The organism is Novilysobacter viscosus, from assembly GCF_046600715.1.
GTDB classification, from domain to species: Bacteria; Pseudomonadota; Gammaproteobacteria; order Xanthomonadales; family Xanthomonadaceae; genus Lysobacter_C; species Lysobacter_C viscosus.
In genome coordinates this window covers 265,727-283,110 of the sequence record NZ_JBJMAV010000005.1, presented here as the reverse complement: position 1 = coordinate 283,110, position 17,384 = coordinate 265,727, and the positions used below count along the sequence as shown (strand labels likewise).

Annotated in this window: 16 protein-coding genes and 1 pseudogene; 9 read left to right on the top strand and 8 right to left on the bottom strand. The window is 69.9% G+C overall.

Annotated features, from left to right (window positions below):
- The first annotated feature begins 193 nt into the window (after positions 1 to 193).
- Positions 194 to 649: a DUF192 domain-containing protein gene (locus ACJQWL_RS10200; RefSeq protein WP_330968334.1), complete on the top strand. Its 456-nt coding sequence runs from the start codon at positions 194 to 196 to the stop codon at positions 647 to 649.
- Positions 650 to 669: 20 nt separating this feature from the next.
- Here ACJQWL_RS10200 and ACJQWL_RS10195 read toward each other — a convergent pair whose 3' ends face one another.
- Positions 670 to 861, bottom strand: a complete 192-nt coding sequence (locus tag ACJQWL_RS10195) for a rubredoxin (RefSeq protein WP_330968333.1) — start codon at positions 859 to 861, stop codon at positions 670 to 672.
- 67 nt (positions 862 to 928) lie between these two features.
- Here ACJQWL_RS10195 and thiE point away from each other — a divergent pair, with 67 nt between their 5' ends.
- The 4 genes and pseudogenes from thiE (at position 929) to ACJQWL_RS10175 (ending at position 4,107) form a co-directional block, all read left to right on the top strand.
- Entirely contained in the window at positions 929 to 1,606 is a 678-nt protein-coding gene (gene thiE, locus ACJQWL_RS10190; RefSeq protein WP_330968332.1) for a thiamine phosphate synthase, read from the top strand.
- Complete coding sequence (gene hemL / locus ACJQWL_RS10185; protein ID WP_330968331.1) at positions 1,603 to 2,895, top strand: glutamate-1-semialdehyde 2,1-aminomutase; 1,293 nt, start codon at positions 1,603 to 1,605, stop codon at positions 2,893 to 2,895. Before thiE ends, hemL begins: the two co-directional genes overlap by 4 nt.
- A 110-nt stretch (positions 2,896 to 3,005) precedes the next feature.
- Positions 3,006 to 3,584 (top strand): annotated as a pseudogene (locus ACJQWL_RS10180) (TonB-dependent receptor domain-containing protein); the annotation flags it as partial.
- Positions 3,514 to 4,107, top strand: a complete 594-nt coding sequence (locus tag ACJQWL_RS10175; RefSeq protein ID WP_330968336.1) for a TonB-dependent receptor domain-containing protein — start codon at positions 3,514 to 3,516, stop codon at positions 4,105 to 4,107. The pseudogene ACJQWL_RS10180 and the gene ACJQWL_RS10175, both read left to right, overlap by 71 nt.
- 58 nt (positions 4,108 to 4,165) lie before the next feature.
- Here the strand turns inward: ACJQWL_RS10175 and ACJQWL_RS10170 are convergent, their stop codons facing one another.
- The gene (locus ACJQWL_RS10170) at positions 4,166 to 5,395 is read right to left on the bottom strand and encodes an aspartate aminotransferase family protein (protein WP_330968330.1); all 1,230 of its coding nucleotides are present in this window, start codon (positions 5,393 to 5,395) and stop codon (positions 4,166 to 4,168) included.
- An 80-nt stretch (positions 5,396 to 5,475) separates the two neighbouring features.
- On the opposite strand from ACJQWL_RS10170, the gene ACJQWL_RS10165 reads away from it, so the two are divergent.
- Entirely contained in the window at positions 5,476 to 6,348 is an 873-nt protein-coding gene (locus ACJQWL_RS10165; RefSeq protein WP_330968329.1) for an ion transporter, read from the top strand.
- A 63-nt stretch (positions 6,349 to 6,411) separates the two neighbouring features.
- Here the strand turns inward: ACJQWL_RS10165 and ACJQWL_RS10160 are convergent, their stop codons facing one another.
- Together ACJQWL_RS10160 and ACJQWL_RS10155 are read right to left on the bottom strand one after the other, a co-directional pair.
- Positions 6,412 to 7,230, bottom strand: a complete 819-nt coding sequence (locus ACJQWL_RS10160) for an SDR family oxidoreductase (RefSeq protein ID WP_330968328.1) — start codon at positions 7,228 to 7,230, stop codon at positions 6,412 to 6,414.
- A gap of 190 nt (positions 7,231 to 7,420) precedes the next feature.
- Positions 7,421 to 8,089, bottom strand: coding sequence for a protein kinase family protein (locus ACJQWL_RS10155; RefSeq protein WP_330968327.1), 669 nt, complete (start codon positions 8,087 to 8,089; stop codon positions 7,421 to 7,423).
- A 112-nt stretch (positions 8,090 to 8,201) separates the two neighbouring features.
- Between ACJQWL_RS10155 and ACJQWL_RS10150 the strand changes: the two genes are divergently transcribed.
- Positions 8,202 to 10,235 carry a bifunctional DedA family/phosphatase PAP2 family protein gene (locus ACJQWL_RS10150; protein ID WP_330968326.1) on the top strand — a complete coding sequence of 678 codons (2,034 nt, stop codon included), beginning with the start codon at positions 8,202 to 8,204 and terminating at the stop codon, positions 10,233 to 10,235.
- On the opposite strand, the gene ACJQWL_RS10145 is transcribed toward ACJQWL_RS10150, so the two are convergent.
- The 3 genes from ACJQWL_RS10145 to ACJQWL_RS10135 all read right to left on the bottom strand — a co-directional run bounded on the left by ACJQWL_RS10145 (position 10,224) and on the right by ACJQWL_RS10135 (position 12,908).
- Positions 10,224 to 10,814, bottom strand: a complete 591-nt coding sequence (locus tag ACJQWL_RS10145) for an LON peptidase substrate-binding domain-containing protein (RefSeq protein WP_330968325.1) — start codon at positions 10,812 to 10,814, stop codon at positions 10,224 to 10,226. The two genes, ACJQWL_RS10150 and ACJQWL_RS10145, sit on opposite strands and share 12 nt — an antisense overlap.
- Before the next feature lie 36 nt (positions 10,815 to 10,850).
- Positions 10,851 to 12,227 (bottom strand): UDP-N-acetylmuramate:L-alanyl-gamma-D-glutamyl-meso-diaminopimelate ligase, encoded by a 1,377-nt coding sequence (gene mpl, locus ACJQWL_RS10140; RefSeq protein ID WP_330968324.1) that lies wholly within the window; start codon positions 12,225 to 12,227, stop codon positions 10,851 to 10,853.
- A 102-nt stretch (positions 12,228 to 12,329) separates the two neighbouring features.
- Positions 12,330 to 12,908: an adenylate kinase gene (locus ACJQWL_RS10135; RefSeq protein ID WP_330968323.1), complete on the bottom strand. Its 579-nt coding sequence runs from the start codon at positions 12,906 to 12,908 to the stop codon at positions 12,330 to 12,332.
- A 132-nt stretch (positions 12,909 to 13,040) separates the two neighbouring features.
- Here ACJQWL_RS10135 and ACJQWL_RS10130 point away from each other — a divergent pair, with 132 nt between their 5' ends.
- Positions 13,041 to 14,297, top strand: a complete 1,257-nt coding sequence (locus ACJQWL_RS10130) for a 6-phosphofructokinase (RefSeq protein WP_330968322.1) — start codon at positions 13,041 to 13,043, stop codon at positions 14,295 to 14,297.
- 61 nt (positions 14,298 to 14,358) lie between these two features.
- On the opposite strand, the gene ACJQWL_RS10125 is transcribed toward ACJQWL_RS10130, so the two are convergent.
- Positions 14,359 to 14,880 carry a hypothetical protein gene (locus ACJQWL_RS10125; RefSeq protein ID WP_330968321.1) on the bottom strand — a complete coding sequence of 174 codons (522 nt, stop codon included), beginning with the start codon at positions 14,878 to 14,880 and terminating at the stop codon, positions 14,359 to 14,361.
- Positions 14,881 to 15,204: 324 nt separating this feature from the next.
- Between ACJQWL_RS10125 and ACJQWL_RS10120 the strand changes: the two genes are divergently transcribed.
- Positions 15,205 to 17,232: a sodium-translocating pyrophosphatase gene (locus ACJQWL_RS10120; RefSeq protein WP_330968320.1), complete on the top strand. Its 2,028-nt coding sequence runs from the start codon at positions 15,205 to 15,207 to the stop codon at positions 17,230 to 17,232.
- Positions 17,233 to 17,384 lie beyond the last annotated feature (152 nt).

The window sequence follows — 17,384 nt, the reverse complement described above, 5'->3', positions numbered from 1 at the left end:
CTGCTGCAGATCCCACCCGTTCAGGGCCGCCCCCAAAGGCCGCCCCCTCAACAGGGCCGCGCATTGTGCACATGCGCTTCACGCTTGGGAAGGGGGTGGCGGGAATTTTTTTCGTGCGTCCTGCCCGGCCAACGCTTGACGCCGGCGTGGCCGCTGCAGGATGGTCGCAAGCCCCTCTCCCGCTACCTCGCCCATGAGCACCTTCGCCACGCTGCGCTTCTCCGTTGCCTGCCTGGGCCTGATGCTGGCCGGGTGCGCTTCCGGCTCCGACCTGTGGGTCGAGGTGGGGAACAGCCGCTACACGGTTGAAGTCGCCGACGACGATGCCGAGCGAGCCCGCGGCCTGATGTTCCGCGACGTTCTGGCAGACGGCCACGGCATGCTGTTCATCCATGAGCGCGAGCGCGGCCAGGCGTACTGGATGAAGAACACCCGCATCGCCCTGGACATCCTGTATTTCGACGCGGAGCGCACGCTGGTTTCGCAGCAGCGGGGCGTGCCACCCTGCTCGGCCGGCAATGCCTGTCCGTCCTATCCCAGCGACGCACCTGCCCGCTACGTACTCGAACTCAACGCGGGCGAAGCCGCACGCATCGGCCTGCAGGACGGGATGCGGATGACGTTCGGTCCCGGCATACCCGCGCATTGACCGCAGACGTCAAATCCCGCTCAGGCCTCGATCATCTCGAAGTCGTCCTTGGTCACGCCGCAATCCGGGCACGTCCACGTGTCGGGAACATCGTCCCAGCGTGTTCCCGGCGCGATGCCCTCCTCCGGCAGCCCCTTGGCCTCGTCGTAGATGAATCCGCAGACGACGCACATCCAGGTGCGGTAGGCGGTGGTCGTGGCAGCGTCGGACATGGGCGGATAATGCGAGGACTGGGGGCGCGCATTGTCCCACCCCCCTCGCTCCCACGGAAGCACGTGCATGAACACGCGTTGGCCGCATCGCGGTCTCTACGCCATCACGCCCGACGACAACGACACCGTGCGGCTGGTCGAGCGCGCGCGCGTGGTCATCGAGTCGGGCGCGACGTGGCTGCAGTACCGCAACAAGCATGCCGACGCCAGGCTGCGCGCGCGACAGGCCTCCGCCCTGCGCGAGCTGTGCGCAGCTGCCGGCGTTCCGCTGCTGATCAACGACGACTGGCGGCTGGCCGAGGAAGTCGGCGCCGCCGGCGCGCACCTGGGCGAGTACGACGGTGACATCGAGGCGGCGCGAGCCGCCCTGGGTGACGACGCGTTGCTGGGCGCGTCCTGCTACGACGACATCGGACGTGCGCGCTGCGCAGTGGACGCGGGCGCCAGTTACGTCGCTTTCGGCGCGTTCTTCCCGTCACCGACCAAGCCACTCGCGCGGCAGGCCGATGTTGCGCTTCTGCAGTCGGCTGCCCCGCTGGGCGTGCCGCGGGTGGCGATCGGTGGCATCACCCCCGACAATGCCCGTGGCCTGATAGCCGCCGGCGCCGACCTGGTCGCCGTCATCAGCGGCGTATTCGACGCGGCCGATCCCGCGGCTGCCGTGCGCGCCTACCTGTGCGCCTTTGCCCCCCTTCCCAACGACCCCCGCAACCCGCAGGGCAAGCCTTCCGAAGAGACCCGATGAAGACCGATCGCTCCCACGCCCTGTTCACCCGCGCTTCCGAGCTGCTTCCCGGCGGGGTCAACTCGCCCGTACGCGCCTTCAAGTCGGTGGGGGGCGAGCCGTTCTTCGCCCAGCGGGCGGAGGGCGCGTACCTGCACGATGTCGACGGAAACCGCTACATCGACTACGTCGGTTCGTGGGGTCCGATGATTGCCGGCCACGCGCATCCGAAGGTCCTTGAAGCGGTCGAGCGCACGATGCGCGACGGGCTCAGCTTCGGCGTGCCCAACGCACTGGAAGTGACCATGGCCGAGGCGATCACCTCGATCGTGCCCAGTTGCGAGATGGTGCGCATGGTCAACTCCGGCACCGAAGCCACCTTGTCGGCCATCCGCGTTGCCCGCGGCGCCACCGGCCGCAGCCGCATCGTCAAGTTCGAGGGCTGCTACCACGGCCATGGCGACAGCTTCCTGGTGAAGGCCGGCAGCGGCGCGCTCACCCTCGGCCTTCCCAACTCGCCAGGGGTGCCCGCCGCGCTCGCCGACCTGACCCTGACGCTTCCCTACAACGACTTCGAGGCAGCGAGCGAACTGTTCGACAGGGCGGGAAGCGGGATCGCCGGCCTGATCATCGAACCCATCGTGGGCAACGCCAACTGCATCCTGCCGCGTGACGGCTACCTGCAGCATCTGCGCGAGCTGTGCACCCGCCACGGGGTCGTGCTGATCTTCGACGAGGTGATGACCGGTTTTCGTGTCGCCCTTGGCGGCGCCCAGCAGCGCTACGGGATCACCCCGGACCTGTCCACGTTCGGCAAAATCATCGGCGGCGGGATGCCGGTGGGCGCCTACGGCGGGCGCCGTGACCTGATGTCGCAGGTGGCGCCCGCCGGACCGATCTACCAGGCGGGCACGCTCAGCGGCAACCCGGTCGCGATGGCCGCCGGCCTTGCGACGCTCGACCTCGTCAGCGAGCCGGGGTTCCATGACGCGCTCGAGCGCAGCACGCATGCGCTGTGCGACGGACTGGAAGGGGCCGCGCGCGCGGCCGGGGTCGCGTTCCACACCGTCCGCGCCCCGGGGATGTTCGGCCTCTACTTCCGCGAGGGCCCGGTGGAATCCTTCGAGGATGCCAAGGCCTCCGATGGCGCCCGCTTCAACCGCTTCTTCCATGGGATGCTCGAGCGGGGCGTGTACCTGGCCCCGTCGGCGTTCGAGGCCGGCTTCATGTCCAGCGCCCACGGCGAGGAAGAAATTGCAGCGACGATCGAGGCGGCGCGCGGCGCGTTCGCCGATATCGCGGGAGACTGATCACGCGACCTCCGTTGGGCACGTCCCGGCCCATGAAAATTGCCGGCGCCGGACGTCGATTGCGGGATCGGGGTGGAGATCTCGCCTAAGGCACCGACCACGAGCAGGCCGAGTTGCGCCACCAACTGGACTTCTCCAATGGCGTGGATTTGACCACGGTCGCCTACCGCAATGACTTCGCACGCAACCGGTACAGGCTGGCCAGGATGGGCGGCACCGGCCTGGGCGCCATCCTGGCCAACCCGGCGCTCCATGCCGACAAGTTCGCCTGGATGACCGGCCAGACCAGCCCGGACGACGCACTGGTGGTGCGCAACAACAACCGCAGCTACCGCGTGCAGAGCGTGCTGGGCCTTGCCACGCGCACCGGCGAGGTCGACCACCAGGTCGAGGTCGGGCGGCGCTGGCACGAGGACAGCGAGGACCGGTTCCAGGACGACGACCGTTACCGCATGGACAACGGGCGGATGGTGACGACCGACGGCCTCCCGGGCACCCAGGACATCCGCATCGGCGAGGCGCGGGCGTGGTCGGTGTACGTGCAAGACGAGATCCGCGCGAACAACTGGATAGTGGTGCCGGGCCTGCGCTACGAGGACATCGACCTGACCCGCACCGATTTCGCCCGCCGGCCCGACGGCCGCTCGGACGGTCCGACCCGCGAAATGGAGTCTTCGGGTCGGCCCTGATCCGGGCATCGGCGCGACCTGCCTGTTCAGCGACGCGCTCAACGTCTTCGCCAGCGCCCACCGGGGCCAGGCCAACGGCTGGTCGGTCGGCGTTCCGCTGGGAATGGGCTACACCTACACCTACACCTACACCGATGCCGATGCCGAATTCCGCAATGACTTCTCCAGCAGTTTCGGGGAGTGGGGCGATGTCGCCCGCGGCGACCAGCTGCCCTACCTGCCGGAGCACGCACTCAATCTGCGCGCTGGCGTTGAAGGCGGTCGCTGGCGCGTCAACCTGGCCTGCAATTACATCGACGCGATGCGCACCGAGGCCGGGCAGGGCCCGGTCGGGTTCGATGAGCGCACCGGCTCGGCCTTCGTCATGGACCTGTCGGCCAGCTACGACCTGACCCAGGCGGCCCATCTGTTCGCGCGGGTGGAGAGCCTGGCCGACGAGACGTGGATCGCCTCGCGCCGGCCCACCCGCGTGCGCCCGGGCTCGCCACGCATGACCTTCGTGGGGATGCGCGTGCGCTTCTGATCCTTGGCGCGAGCGTCACCGACACGCCCCGGCTGCTTCGGCGTCGGGGCGTGGCATTTCAGGGCCCGGGAAACAGGGTGCCAAGCGCGCCGCGCAACCGGCGCAGCCCCTCGGCGATATCGTCGTCGCCGATGTTCAGGGCCGGCACGAACCTGATCACGTCCGGTCCGGCCTGCAGCAACATCAGGCCGTTGCCGATGCATGCGTCGACGATGTCACCCGCGCGTCCGGCGTACGCCCCACGCAGCTGCGCGCCGATCATCAGCCCCGCGCCTCGCACCTCATCGAACAGCGCCAGCTCCGCGTCGATCGCCGCGATGCCGTCGCGAATGGCGCCCGCCTGCCGCACGACGTTCGCCATCAGTCCGGGCGTGGACAACTCCCGCAGCGCCACGGCGGCCACCGCGGTTGCCAGCGGGTTGCCGCCGAAGGTGCTGCCGTGGGACCCGACGCCGAGCGCGTCGGCCGCGCGGGCCCCGACCAGCATTGCCCCGGTCGGGAAACCACACCCCAGCGCCTTGGCCAGTGTCACCACGTCCGGCTCGACCCCGTAGCCGTCGCTGGCGAACAGATGGCCCGTACGGCCCATGCCGCACTGGATCTCGTCGCATACCAGCAATGCGTCGTGGCGATCGCACAACGCGCGAAGTCCCTGCAGGAACGCGGGGGTCGCCGGGGTGACGCCGCCCTCGCCCTGCACCGGCTCGACCAGCACGGCGCACACCGTGCCGTCGGCCATCGCGCGTCCCGCGGCGTCCAGGTCGTTGAACGGGCTGTAGGCGAAGCCGGCCGGCAGCGGCTCGAAGCCCTCGTGGTACCGCGGCTGCGCGGTCGCGGTGACCGTGGCCAGGGTGCGGCCATGGAAGCTGCCGTGGAAACTCAGGAGGGTCCGCCGCTCCGGCCCCCGGCCCCGCATGGCGGCCCAGCGCCGCACCAGCTTGATCGCCGCTTCGTTGGCCTCCGCCCCGGAATTGCAGAAGAACACGCGGCGGGCGAACCGCGACGCATCCACCAACGCCTGCGCCAGCCGCAGCGGCGGTTCGCTGAGGAACACGTTGCTGGTGTGCCACAGCTTGCCGGCCTGGTCGACGAGGGCCGCCAGCAGCGCCGGATGCCCGTGGCCCAGCGCGCTGACGGCGATGCCGCCGGCGAAGTCGACGTACTCGCGGCCGTCGCGGTCCCACACACGCGACCCGAGGCCCCTCTCCAGCACGATCGGCCGCTGCCGGTAGACCGGCAGCAAGTAGCGCTCGGCCAGCGCGTGGAGGTCGGCGGTGGACTCGGTCATGGCATGGAATCGGATGGCCTGCAGGCATTCTCGCCGATAGCACGACGCGCTGCGGCACAATCGCCGGCCGGAGGTCCCGCATGCGCCTGCTGTTCTCGCCACAGTTGAACCCCGCCACCGAGTCCGGCTGGCGTCGCACCTGGTTCGACATCATCTATCGCCACGACACGCCGCCGTCGCGCAACTTCGACCTGCTGCTGATCGTGGTGATCCTAGCCAGCGTGTCGGTGGTGATGCTCGACAGCGTGGACTACATCCACGCCCGCCACGCGAACGCGCTGTACACGGTCGAATGGGTCTTCACCCTGGCGTTCACCCTCGAGTACGCCCTGCGCCTGGCCGTGGTGAAGCGGCCGCTGCGCTACGCCTTCAGCATGTGGGGGGTCATCGACCTGCTGTCGATCCTGCCGACCTACCTGTCCCTGCTGTTCCCCGGCAGCCAGAGCCTGCTGGTGGTGCGGATCCTCCGCATCCTGCGGCTGTTCCGGATCCTCAAGCTGGTGCAGTACGTGGAGGAAGGCGGCGTGCTGGTGGGCGCGCTCTGGCGCAGCCGGCGCAAGATCTTCGTCTTCGTCTGCGGGGTGCTGACCGTCGTGGTCATCTTCGGCGCGGTGATGTACGTGGTGGAGGGGCCCGAACACGGCTTCGACAGCATCCCCATGGGGATGTACTGGGCCATCGTCACCATGGCCACGGTCGGCTATGGCGACATCGCCCCCGCCACCACGCTGGGCCGCTTCATCGCCAGCATCCTGATCCTGATCGGCTACAGCATCATTGCCGTGCCGACCGGCATCTACACCGCGGAACTGGCCAGCACGATGCGCCAGGCCGACCCCAAGACGCGGGTGCTGGACAACCGCGGCTGCCCGGACTGCGGGCTGGAAGGGCACGATCCGCAGGCCAGCTTCTGCCGGTGCTGCGGCAGCCGCCTGCCCCCGCCAATGGGTTGACCCGGCGGTGGCACGGCACGCTCGCGCCTCGCCCAGCAACCAGTCCAGCAACTGGTCCAGCAACTAGTCGAGGAACAGGTCCGGGAGCAGCGGGCGCGACGGGTCCACGGCGTAACGGTCCAGGTCGGTCTCGCCCGCGGCGTGCAGGACCTCGTCATCGATCAGGAAGCGCCCGGCGTAGCGCGCGCCCGTGGAGGTGAGGACGGCATGTGCCGCGTCGGCGACGATCTCCGGGGTGCGGCACCGCGCCGGGTCCACGCCCGGGATCATGTTGATCGCGTCGGTGGCGATGATCGAACGCGGCCACAGCGCGTTGACGGCGACCCCGCGGGGACCGAATTCCGCGGCCAGACCAAGGGTCACGAAGCTCATGCCCATCTTGGCCAGCGTGTAACCGGTGTGAGGCCCCCACCACCGCGGATCCAGGCTGGGCGGCGGCGCCAACGTGAGGATGTGCGGCTCGGCAGCCTCCAGCAGGTGCGGCAGGCACGCCTGCGCGCACAGGAACGAGCCGCGCGCGTTGACACCGTGCATCAGGTCGAAGCGCTTCATCGGCGTGTCCAGCGTGCCACGCAGCCATATAGCGCTTGCGTTGTTGACGAGGATGTCCAGGCCACCGAAGTGCTCGACGGTGGCGGCCACCGCAGCGTGCACCTGGTCCTCCTCACGGATGTCGCACTTCAGGGCCAGGCCGCGCCCCCCCGCCGCATGGACCTCCGCAGCCACGCTGTGGATCGTACCGGCCAGCTTCGGATTGGCCACTGCCGACTTGGCGGCGATGGCCACGTTGGCGCCGTCACGGGCGGCGCGCAGTGCGATGGCCCGGCCGATGCCCCGCGAGGCGCCGGTAATGAAAAGAGTCTTGCCCGCAAGGGTGGACATCGCTGCTGCTCCGTGGTCGCCGTCGGCGCTCATTGTAGGAGCGGCTTGAGTCGCGAACGCGATGCCGTTGGAGCCCGGGTCACGACCCCCGTCGTCCACTGGTGATCGCGACTTGCGTCGCTCCTACCGTGGGGTCGCCCACGCAGGCGGTGCAGTGACATCGCCGCTCAAGCCGCTCCGGCACGCTGGGCTAGGGCTTGGGGCCCTGGCCTTCGTTGTCTTCCCACTTCAGCAGCCGCCGGGTCACGAATCGGTAAACCGGCTTCCCGGTCGCGAACCACGCCTGGCGCACCCAGGAGTGGCGCCTGAGCACGCGGCGTTCGACCGGCGTGATGGCCGCCGGGCAATAGGTGCGCTTGTGCTTGAGCAGGTGGCGCAGGTCCTCGCGGGCCAGCAGGCGCATCCAGCGCGAGCGCGGGTCGCCGCGCACGGCCAGCTGGAAGTCGATAATGCCCGGCGTGCCGTCGGCCAACACCAGCCAGTTCGCCTCCTTGGCCAGGTCGTTGTGGGCCAGCCCGCGCCGGTGCAACTGCTGCAGCAGGCGCCGCGCGGCGCGGAAGTAGGCCACGTCGCCCCGTGGAGGGCGCTGGTACATCGCCCCGCCGTCCATGTAGCTGCGGTCGAGCTGGCGCCCGTTCCATCGCAGCAGTTGCGGCGTCGCGGGCAGGCCCCCGACCTTCAACAGCGCGCGCGCCTCGCGCCGCGCGAGCCACCAGGCCGGCAGGCGCAACCATGCGGGCACGTGCGCCAGGTCGCGGCGGACGAACAGTCCATCGGGCCCGCGCATCAACGCGATCCGGCCAAAGCTGTCGGACTTGAGCGCGTCGACCTCGACGGCGTGGGCAGCGGCGTGGGGCATCGCGCCAGTGTACGCAATGGGGAGAATGCGGCGGCACGATGACCTGCGGCGTGGCCCCACAACATGCAGGACAACCAGCCGGGAACGTGCGGCCCGCTGCCATAATGGGGCGATGGAACCGGCCTGGCTCGAAACCGCGACCGCGTGGATCAATGCGAACCCGGTCGCGGCCGGCATGCTGGTCTTCCTGATCGCCTTCTGCGATGCACTGGTGGTGGTCGGCATCGTGGTGCCGGCGCTGCCGCTGCTTTTCGCCGTGGGTGCCGCAGTGGGTCTGGGCCACATCAACGGCCCTTACGCGCTGGTGTGCGCGGCCGCGGGTGCATTCGCCGGCGATGCACTGAGTTTCTGGATCGGGCGGCGCTGGGGCACGCAATTGCGCCAGCGATGGCCGTTCTCACGCTATCCGCAATGGCTTGACCGCGGCGAGGGGCTGTTCCGCCGGCATGGGGTCAAGAGCATCTACATCGCCCGGTTCGTGGGCGCGGTGCGACCGTTCGTGCCGGCCATCGCCGGCATGCTGGGAATGCGGATACGCCGCTATGCCCTGCCCAGCGCGGTGGCCTGCCTGGCCTGGGCCGGGGCGTTCCTGGCCCCCGGCTGGGTGCTGGGTGCCTCCTACGACGCGGTGGCCGCGGTAGCCGACCGGCTGGCCCTGGTGCTGCTGGGGTTGCTGGCCGCGGTCGCGCTGGTCTGGGCCGGCGTGCTCTACACCTGGCGCTGGTTCGCGCAGCACGCCGACAGCCTCCTGGCGCGTGCCCTGGCGTGGACCCGGGCGCACCCCCGACTGGGTCGATACAGCGGGGCGCTGATCGACCCCAACCGCCCGGAATCGTCGTCGCTGATCATGCTGGCGGCGTGCCTGCTGGCGATCAGCTGGGCGTGGTTCACGCTGCTCGCGGGGCTGCTCGCCTCCGGGGGGCCGCTGGCGCTGGACCATTACGTCCACGACCTGATGTGGAGCCTGCGCAATCCCCTGGCCGACCGCCTGATGGCCGGGCTGGCGAGCCTGGGCGACCCGATGGTGCTGGGCACCGCCTCGGCGGTCCTGATGGCGTACCTGTTGTGGCGCAAGCGCTGGATGGCGGCTGCGCACTGGCTCGCTGCGCTGGTGTTCGGCCTGGTGCTGACGTCCCTGCTGGAGGCGGCGATCGACATGCCACGACCGCCCACCGCCCCTGCCGGCTTCGGCTTCCCGTCGGTGGCGGTCACCATGACCACGGTGGCGTTCGGCTTTTTCGCGGTACTGATCGCGCGCGAACTGCCCGGCCGCAAGCGGGTGTGGCCGTACCTTCTGGCCGGCGTGGTCACCACGCTGGTGGGTTTCTCGCGGCTGTACCTGGGTGCGCACTGGCCCAGCGACCTGATCGGCGGGACGCTGTTCGGCATCCTGTGGCTGCTGGTACTGGGAATCGCCTACCGGCGACACGTGTCGCGGTCGTTCTGGATGCGGCCGATGGCGTGGCTGTTCTATGGCAGCTTCACTGCCGCGGCGCTCTGGCACGCCCCCCGTGCCGCCGACGACCTGCTGGCGAAGTTCCACTCGCCGGTCGCGCTGCAGCGCGTGGCCGCCGACGCATGGTGGCAACACGGCTGGACGCAGCTTCCGGCACGCCGCAACGAGAGCAATCCCCGCCAGCGCTGGCCCCTGGGCGTGCAGGTGGCCGGACCGCTGGCGCCGCTGCAGGCGCGGCTGGAGGATCGGGGCTGGCGGGTACAGCCGCAGGCGGACTGGCAGGCCACGGTATCGCTGCTGGACGACGACGTGCCGGCGCGTAGGCAAGCGGTGTTGCCGGCGACGCTGGACGCCCACGCCGAAGCGCTCCTGATGCTGCGCGTGGGACGCTCTGCCGATGAGCGTTTCGCGCTGCGGCTGTGGCCTTCGCCAGTGCAGCTGGACGACGGCACGCCGCTGTGGATCGGCACCGCGCAGACCCTGCGCCTGAGCCGACCGCTGGACGCGGTGGCCCTGTGGCTGCCGGTGCCGGAAGACCGTACCGCCCGCGAGGTGCTGCGCGCGGCGCTGGCAGGGCTGGAGCCGGAGGAATCGGTGCACCCCGCTGATCCGGGCGTGCCGGTCATGCGCGTGCGGATCCCTGTCGATCCCGCGCCGACGCCCGCGGCGGAGCCGGCGTCAGGGAAGTAGCGAGAGCACCTGCTGCAGGCGCTCGTGCGGGTCGTCGAGCTGCAGCAAGGCCTGCCGTTGTTCGTCGGCGACCGGCAACAGTTCGACCAGCCGCCAGCCCACCCACGAGGCATCGTCGAAGCGGTCGGCCGTCGCCTTGGCGTGTTCGCCGCCGACCTTGTCCAGCACCTCGCGCAGCAGCGTGGCCAGCAGCGCGTGCTCGGGCCGCACCGGCTCGATCGGGTCCTCGCCGCACCAGTCCACGTCCGCCACCTGCAGGCCGTTGTCGCGCACCCGCACCCGCCGGGCGTGGAAACGCCGCGTCCCGCGCACGCGCAAGGTCAGCAGGCCGTCGTCGCCACGTCCGAAGTCCTCGATCACCGCCTCGGTCCCATACGCCGCGGCGGAGGTGGCGGCGCCGGACTCCTCGCCGTCGATGATCAGGCAGATGCCGAAACCGCGCCCTTCCCGGCTGCAGTCGCGGACCAGGTCCAGGTAGCGCGGCTCGAAGATGCGCAGGCCCAGCGAGGCCCCCGGCACCAGCACCGTGTGCAGCGGGAACAGGCCGAGCGATTCGGTCGCGGAGCGTTCGTTGCTCATCCGCACCAGTCTACTTGGCGCGTCGGAGGCGAGCCATCAGTGGGCGTCGTGCAGCGCCTGCAGGAAGCGGCGCGGCGCCCCGTCGAAACCGCCGTTGGACATGAACACCACGTGGTCGCCGGCTGAAACGCGCGCGTGCAGCGCGTCGATGAGCGCTTCCACGTCGGGTACCGCCACGCCCTCGCCGCGCAACGCGGAAACGACCTTGCCGCCGTCCCATGCCAGTTCGGGGCGATGCAGGAACACCACCGCGTCGGCGCCGGCCAGCGACGGCGCCAGCGCGTCGGCATGCGCGCCCAGCCGCATCGAGTTGCTGCGCGGCTCCATCGCCACCACGATGCGTGCCCCGCCCACGCGCGCGCGCAGCCCGGACAACGTGGTCGCGATGGCCGTGGGGTGGTGGGCGAAGTCGTCGTAGACGCTGACCCCGGCGTGCGTGCCAACCAGCTCCATGCGCCGCTTGACGCTGCGGAACGCGGCAAGCGAAGGCAGCACGGCGGCGACGTCGTGGCCGGCCGCCCCCACTCCTGCCAACGCGCCCAGTGCGTTCATCACGTTGTGCCTGCCCAGCAGGGGCCAGTGCACCTCGCCCAACTCGACGCCGCGGTGCAGCACCGCGAAGGCACTGCCGTCTTCGTGGAGCAGTCGCGCCGTCCAGGTAAAGTCCCCGGCCTTGTCGGCGGCCAGGCCGAAGGTCTCCACCGGCGTCCAGCACCCCATGGCCAGCACCTCGCCCAGGCGCGCGTCCTCGCCATTGACGATCAGCCGGCCATTGCGGGGCACGGTGCGCACCAGGTGGTGGAATTGCCGCTGGATCGCGGCCACGTCCGGGAAGATGTCGGCGTGGTCGAACTCCAGGTTGTTGAGGATGGCGATGCGCGGCCGGTAGTGGACGAACTTGCTGCGCTTGTCGAAGAAGGCGGTGTCGTACTCGTCGGCTTCAACGACGAACGCACGGCCCTGGCCGGTGCGCGCCGATACCCCGAAGTCCTCGGCCACGCCGCCGATCAGGAAGCCGGGCTCGGCGCCGGCCGCCTGCAGCAGGTAGGCCAGGATGGTCGAGGTGGTGGTCTTGCCGTGCGTGCCGGCGACGGCGATCACCTCGCGCCCGGGCAGCACCTGCTCGGCCAGCCACTGCGCACCGGAGGTATAGGGGCGCGCCTGGTCAAGTACCGCCTCGACCGCGGGATTGCCGCGCGAAAGCGCGTTGCCCACGACGATGCCGTCGCAGTCGGCCGAGATGTTCGACGGTTGGTAGCCCTGCCGCAGCGCGATGCCCAGCTGCTCCAGCTGGGTGGACATCGGGGGGTACACGGCCTGGTCGCTGCCTTCGACCTCGTGGCCCAGCTCGCGGGCCAGCGCCGCCACGCCGCCCATGAAGGTGCCGGCGATGCCCAGGATGTGCAGTTTCATGGCGGGGTGACCTGTGGTTCGTGGCCGGGGTGCGCGGGACGCGCCCGGCATCGCCGTGGCGGCAGTGCAGTCGATCGTGTCAGCGGCGCCGGACCCGCGGGATCAGCCGACTTCGCGCACCGGCGCGATGGCCTCGATGATGCGGGTGAACACCTCGTCCAGCGTGCCCACGCCGTCCACCACCGTCAGCTGGCCGTGGGTGCGGTAGAAACCGATCACCGGCGCCGTCTGCGAGTCGTACACCTGCAGTCGCGTACGCACCGAATCGGGGGTGTCGTCGGCCCGCCCCTCGGCCGCGGCCCGGCCGGCGATGCGCTCCACCAGGAGGTCGGTCGCCACGTCCAGCTGCACCGCGGCGTCCATCGGCTGGCCGATGCGCTTGAGCAACGCGTCAAGCGCGTCGGCCTGTGCCAGGTTGCGCGGATATCCGTCGAGGATGAACCCCCCGGCGGTATCGGGCCGCGAGAAGCGGTCTTCCAGCATGCCCAGCAGGATGGCGTCGCTGACCAGTTCGCCCCGGGCCATGACTTCCTTGGCCTCGCGCCCCAGCGTGCTGCCGGCGGCGACTTCGGCGCGCAGCAGGTCGCCGGTGGAAATGTGCGGCACCTGCAGGTGCTCCTCGAGCCGTGCGGCCTGCGTGCCCTTGCCGGAACCGGGCGCACCCAGAAGTACCAATCGCATCTACATCGCTCCCGCAGTCTGGACCTGGCGCCTGCACGGGCGGCGCTACACTCCGGCAGCGCCTGCCCCGCCGGCAAACGGCCGCCAGCTTACCCCATCCGGCCGGCACCCCCACGAACAATGGACCCGCCCATGGCATCCGGAACCCTGCTGTACGCCCAGTCCGGCGGCGTCACCGCCGTCATCAACGCAACCGCGTCGGCGGTGATCCAGGCCGCCCGGGCGCGCAAGGTCCCGGTGCTGGCCGCCCGCAACGGAATCCTCGGCGCGCTGCGGGAGGAGCTGATCGACACGCGACGCGAGTCGATTGCCGACATCCGCGCCCTGGCGCATACGCCGGGCGGGGCGTTCGGCTCGTGCCGGGTCAAGCTGAAATCGCTCGACGACGACCGTGCCCGCTACGAGCGCCTGCTGGACGTGCTGCGTGCGCATGACGTGCGCTGGTTCCTCTACAACGGCGGCAACGATTCGGCCGATACCGCGCTCAAGGTCTCCAGGCTGGCGGCGGAGTTCGACTATCCGTTGACCTGCGTGGGCGTGCCCAAGACGGTGGACAACGACTTGGCGGTGACCGACTGCTGCCCGGGCTTCGGTTCGGCCGCGAAGTACACCGCGGTGTCGGTACGCGAGGCGGCGCTGGATGTCGCGGCGATGGCCGACACCTCCACCAAGGTCTTCGTCTACGAAGCCATGGGCCGCCACGCCGGCTGGCTTGCGGCCGCCGCGGGGCTGGCCGGCGAGGGTCCGGACCAGGCACCGCACCTGATCCTGTTCCCCGAGCGCCCCTTCGACGAAGCGGACTTCCTCAAGCGGGTGAAGGCTACGGTCGAGCGCGTGGGCTATTGCGTGGTCGTGGCCAGCGAGGGCATTCAGGACGCAGAGGGTCGCTTCATCGCCGATGCCGGGGGCGGCAAGGATTCCTTCGGACACACCCAGCTGGGAGGCGTGGCCTCGCATCTGGCCGGCCGGGTAAAGGACATGCTTGGATTCAAGGTGCACTGGACCCTGCCCGACTACCTGCAACGCTCCGCGCGCCACATCGCGTCCCGGACCGACCTGGAGCAGGCGATCGCCGTGGGCACCGCCGCAGTCGAATACGCACTGGCCGGCAGGAACTCGGTGATGCCGGTGATCGTGCGGACTTCCGATGCCCCGTACCGCTGGAAGATCGAGCCGGCACCGCTGTCGAAGATCGCCAACCACGAAAAGAAGATGCCGGCCGCCTTCATCCGCCGCGACGGCCATGGCATCACCGCCAAGGCCCGGGCCTACCTGCAGCCGCTTATCCGGGGCGAGGCTCCGCCGCCCTATGGGCGCGACGGCCTGCCCGACTACGTGACCCTGCGCAACCAGCCGGTGCCCAAGCGGCTGCCGGACTGGCAGGACTGATTACGCGACCCGTCTTCCGGTCATTCTTCCGATGCCAGGGGGCGGGCCTGCCGCTGCAGGGTCAGCCGCCGCACGGCAGTCCTTCGACCGCCATCGTCGCGGCAAACTTCGGCACGGCGTCGAGCTTCCCGGCCTTGGCCGAGTTGCGCAGGTCTTCCAGGTACAGCCGCATCTGTCCCTGGCCATCGCGCTGCGTCGCCTGCGCCTGCGCGAGCGGCTTGCGCCACACCCGCACCACGGCCTGCCGGGTCTGGCAGTCGGCCTGGGGGACGCGGATGAGGTCGTTGAGCACCCATCCGGCCTGCACGGAGGGGCTGGCCTGGGCCGCCTCCACGAACTGCGCGCGGGGTTGGCAGTTCGGGCTGGTGCGGACCACCGCGAAACGGTAGGGCGCCCCGGCCTGGCCGGTGAAGGCGCCCTCCAGGCGAGCGCACGCCTCCGGGATCGTCCGCAACGTATGTGCCACGCCCACCGCCTGCGCAGTCACCGCGCCACGTTCGACCTCGGGCTTCGGGTCGCCAGCCCGCGCGGGCTGGATGGCAAGGGCGGTGGCAATGGCGGCAAGCAGAAAGGGATAACGCATGGCATCGGCTCCGGCGTCGGGGGTGCGGCCGTGGCACGCACTCGCCCGTGGGAAGGGAGCCGCAGGCTGTCACGCAGGCCCTGAACCCCGGATTCACGAGCTGTCGCAGGTCCGGGGGCTGTGCCATAGTCGGCGCCGTTGTCCGCGCCACGGCGCCGGCCGACCCGAGACCTGATCGACCTCGTCCTGCTTCGTCGGGCCCGGGATGGACAGTGTCCCGGCGCACCAGGCACGCGTTCCAGATCCGGTTCAAACACCTACGAATCATCAGATTCCGATTCATCAAATCCGTTGTCCCGTGATGTCCACTCTGGGGAGGGGTTCATGCTGGAGCAGTACGGTTTGACCTTGGCGCTCGTATGCGCCGTCATCGCGATCCTTTACGGGATCATCTCGGCGCGCTGGATCAGCGCGCAGCCCGCCGGCAACGAACGCATGCAGGAGATCGCCGGCGCGATCCAGGAAGGCGCGCACGCCTACCTCAACCGGCAATACACCACCATCGCCGTCGCCGGCGCAGTACTTCTGGTACTGATCGGCCTGTTCCTGGACTGGGCCACCGCGATCGGGTTCCTGATCGGCGCGGTGCTGTCGGGGGCGGCCGGCTACATCGGCATGAACGTTTCGGTCCGCGCCAACGTGCGCACCGCCGAAGCCGCACGCAAGGGCATCGGCCCGGCCATGGACGTTGCGTTCCGTGGCGGTGCGATCACCGGCATGCTGGTCGTCGGCCTGGGCCTGCTCGGCGTGGCCGGCTACTGGATGGCGCTGGCGTCGATGGGCATCGTCGGCGAGGACGCGTTGCACGCCCTCGTCGGCCTGGCATTCGGCAGCTCGCTGATCTCGATCTTCGCGCGACTGGGCGGCGGCATCTTCACCAAGGGCGCCGACGTGGGCGCCGACCTGGTAGGCAAGGTCGAAGCCGGCATCCCCGAGGACGACCCGCGCAACCCGGCGGTCATCGCCGACAACGTCGGGGACAACGTCGGCGACTGCGCGGGCATGGCCGCGGACCTGTTCGAGACCTACGCCGTCACCGTCATCGCGACGATGCTGCTGGGCTTCCTGATGGCCGGCGACGTCGGTGCCAACGGCGCGCTGTACCCGCTGGTGCTGGGCGGGGTGTCAATCATCGCCTCCATCGTCGGGGCGATGTTCGTCAAGGTGAAGGCCGGTGGCTCGATCATGGGCGCGCTGTACCGCGGCGTCATCGTTTCGGGCGTGCTGGCGGCGATCGCGTACTGGCCGATCACCACCGCGTTGATGGCCGACAACGTCTACGGGGCGATGAACATCTACGGCTGCGCGCTGATCGGCCTGGTGCTGACCGGCGCCATCGTGTGGATCACCGAGTACTACACCGGTACCCAGTTCAAGCCCGTGCAGCACGTGGCGCAGGCCTCCACCACCGGGCACGGGACCAACATCATCGCCGGCCTGGGCATCTCGATGAAGTCGACCGCCCTGCCGGTGCTCGCCGTCTGCCTCGCGATCTGGGGCTGCTTCGAGCTGGGTGGCCTGTACGGCATTGCCATCGCCGCCACCGCGATGCTGTCGATGGCCGGCATGATCGTCGCCCTGGATGCGTACGGCCCGATCACCGACAACGCCGGTGGCATCGCCGAGATGGCCGAGCTGCCACCCGAGGTGCGTGCCATCACCGACCCGCTGGACGCGGTGGGCAACACCACCAAGGCGGTGACCAAGGGCTATGCCATCGGCTCGGCGGCGCTGGCGGCGCTGGTGCTGTTCGCCGACTACACCTACAACCTGCGGGCCAGCAACCCCGGCGTGGAGTACACCTTCGACCTGTCGAACCACTACGTGATCATCGGCCTGCTCATCGGTGGCCTGATCCCGTACCTGTTCGGGGCGATGGCGATGGAGGCCGTGGGCCGCGCCGCAGGCAGCGTGGTCGAGGAGGTTCGCCGGCAGTTCCGCGAGATCCCCGGGATCATGGAAGGCACCGCCAAGCCCGACTACTCGCGTGCGGTCGACATGCTGACCAAGTCGGCGATCAAGGAAATGATCATCCCCTCGCTCCTGCCGGTCGCGGTGCCGATCGCGGTCGGGCTGCTGCTGGGACCGATCGCACTGGGTGGCCTGCTGATCGGCACCATCGTCACCGGCCTGTTCGTGGCCATTTCGATGACCACCGGCGGCGGTGCGTGGGACAACGCCAAGAAGTACATCGAGGATGGCCACTTCGGCGGCAAAGGCAGCGAGGCGCACAAGGCGGCGGTCACCGGCGACACCGTCGGCGACCCCTACAAGGACACCGCCGGGCCGGCGATCAACCCGCTGATCAAGATCATCAACATCGTCGCCCTGCTGATGGTGCCGCTGCTGTAACGCCGGTACCCGCTCCACCGACAGCGGCCTTCGGGCCGCTGTTTTTCTTTGTGCCGCCGGCGCCCGTCCAAGGGCCGACACGGCCTGTTCACCTCCCGTTGTGCAAGGTCGAGGCGCTGCATCCGCGGCACCTGAACCACTCGCGGCGCCGG

What these genes read in the sequence shown, in the direction of transcription:
- ACJQWL_RS10200 (WP_330968334.1), top strand. Translation starts at nt 194, where the DNA reads ATGAGCACCTTCGCCACGCTGCGCTTCTCCGTTGCCTGCCTGGGCCTG.
- ACJQWL_RS10195 (WP_330968333.1), bottom strand. Translation starts at nt 861, where the DNA reads ATGTCCGACGCTGCCACGACCACCGCCTACCGCACCTGGATGTGCGTC.
- thiE (WP_330968332.1), top strand. Translation starts at nt 929, where the DNA reads ATGAACACGCGTTGGCCGCATCGCGGTCTCTACGCCATCACGCCCGAC.
- hemL (WP_330968331.1), top strand. Translation starts at nt 1,603, where the DNA reads ATGAAGACCGATCGCTCCCACGCCCTGTTCACCCGCGCTTCCGAGCTG.
- ACJQWL_RS10170 (WP_330968330.1), bottom strand. Translation starts at nt 5,395, where the DNA reads ATGACCGAGTCCACCGCCGACCTCCACGCGCTGGCCGAGCGCTACTTG.
- ACJQWL_RS10165 (WP_330968329.1), top strand. Translation starts at nt 5,476, where the DNA reads ATGCGCCTGCTGTTCTCGCCACAGTTGAACCCCGCCACCGAGTCCGGC.
- ACJQWL_RS10160 (WP_330968328.1), bottom strand. Translation starts at nt 7,230, where the DNA reads ATGTCCACCCTTGCGGGCAAGACTCTTTTCATTACCGGCGCCTCGCGG.
- ACJQWL_RS10155 (WP_330968327.1), bottom strand. Translation starts at nt 8,089, where the DNA reads ATGCCCCACGCCGCTGCCCACGCCGTCGAGGTCGACGCGCTCAAGTCC.
- ACJQWL_RS10150 (WP_330968326.1), top strand. Translation starts at nt 8,202, where the DNA reads ATGGAACCGGCCTGGCTCGAAACCGCGACCGCGTGGATCAATGCGAAC.
- ACJQWL_RS10145 (WP_330968325.1), bottom strand. Translation starts at nt 10,814, where the DNA reads ATGAGCAACGAACGCTCCGCGACCGAATCGCTCGGCCTGTTCCCGCTG.
- mpl (WP_330968324.1), bottom strand. Translation starts at nt 12,227, where the DNA reads ATGAAACTGCACATCCTGGGCATCGCCGGCACCTTCATGGGCGGCGTG.
- ACJQWL_RS10135 (WP_330968323.1), bottom strand. Translation starts at nt 12,908, where the DNA reads ATGCGATTGGTACTTCTGGGTGCGCCCGGTTCCGGCAAGGGCACGCAG.
- ACJQWL_RS10130 (WP_330968322.1), top strand. Translation starts at nt 13,041, where the DNA reads ATGGCATCCGGAACCCTGCTGTACGCCCAGTCCGGCGGCGTCACCGCC.
- ACJQWL_RS10125 (WP_330968321.1), bottom strand. Translation starts at nt 14,880, where the DNA reads ATGCGTTATCCCTTTCTGCTTGCCGCCATTGCCACCGCCCTTGCCATC.
- ACJQWL_RS10120 (WP_330968320.1), top strand. Translation starts at nt 15,205, where the DNA reads ATGCTGGAGCAGTACGGTTTGACCTTGGCGCTCGTATGCGCCGTCATC.